The sequence below is a fragment of the Arhodomonas sp. KWT genome, from assembly GCF_010993615.1.
The window spans coordinates 1-989 of record NZ_WNXE01000614.1; the positions used below are offsets into that span (position 1 = coordinate 1).

The window sequence follows — 989 nt, forward strand, 5'->3', positions numbered from 1 at the left end:
CCGGTAGGTCGTGCACGGCCAAAGGCCGTGTGCGACATCCACACCCGACGCCCCGGCAGCGACGTCGCACGCCTTCGGCGCACGACCTACGATTGCCGCCCGGGGCATTACCCGCTCCCGGTACGGCAACGGCGCGCGCTGTCGCGTTACACTCGGGGCCGGATGCAGGCCCTGGGGGGATCGATCATCATGCTCAAGGGATTATGGCAACGCCTGCGCGGCGGGGACGGTGACGCCCCCGTGGCGGTGGGCGGCCGTGAGGAATACAACGGCTTCGAGATCGTGGCAATGCCGCGCAAGGACGGCAGCGCCTGGCGGGTTGCCGGGGAGATCCGCCGGCCCGGCGCCGGCGACGCACGACCGTACGTGTTCGTGCGCGCCGACAGCTACGGCGAGTACGAGGCGGCGGTCTCGGTGAGCCTCGCCAAGGGCCGCCGCCTGATCGACGAGAACGGCGAGTCGCTGTTCGACCCGCCGGCTACAGGCTGATGCCCAGCCCGGCGCTACGCACGCGCTCCATCGCGTAACGGGCGATGGCGGTGTCCTGCACGCCCACACCGGTGAGGTCGCATACGGTGATGTCGTCGTCACCGGTGCGCCCACGGGCCCGGCCGTTGACCAGCGAACCCAGCTCGGTGACCGGCTCGGAGGCGGCGATCACCCCGGCGCGCTGGGCGTGGCGCAGCTCGCCGCGGGCCTCGCACTGGGCCTTGAGATCACACACGAGCACGTCCGCCGCACCGAGCACGGCCGGTGCGAGCTCGTTCTTGTGGGCGGCGTCAGAGCCCATTGCCGTGACGTGCACGCCGGGATGCAACCACTCCGCGCGGATCACGGGCTCGGTGGCCGGCGTAGTGGTGACGACGACGTCCGAGGCCTGCACCAGCGAGGCGGCGTCGCCGGCAACGCTCACGGGCACGTCCAGCTCGCTGCTCATCTGCTCGGCATAGGCCTCGGCGGCATCCATGTCCCGGCCGAAAACCAGCACC

1 protein-coding gene and 1 pseudogene are annotated in these 989 nt (G+C 71.3%); one reads left to right on the top strand and one right to left on the bottom strand.

The window, feature by feature from the left end:
* Positions 1-189: 189 nt before the first annotated feature.
* Positions 190-489: an HlyU family transcriptional regulator gene (locus G7A99_RS21140; RefSeq protein WP_163143881.1), complete on the top strand. Its 300-nt coding sequence runs from the start codon at positions 190-192 to the stop codon at positions 487-489.
* On the opposite strand, the pseudogene G7A99_RS21145 reads toward G7A99_RS21140, so the two are convergent.
* Positions 479-989: pseudogene (locus G7A99_RS21145) on the bottom strand (ornithine cyclodeaminase family protein); the annotation flags it as partial. The gene G7A99_RS21140 and the pseudogene G7A99_RS21145 sit on opposite strands and share 11 nt — an antisense overlap.

What these genes read in the sequence shown, in the direction of transcription:
- G7A99_RS21140 (WP_163143881.1), top strand. Translation starts at nt 190, where the DNA reads ATGCTCAAGGGATTATGGCAACGCCTGCGCGGCGGGGACGGTGACGCC.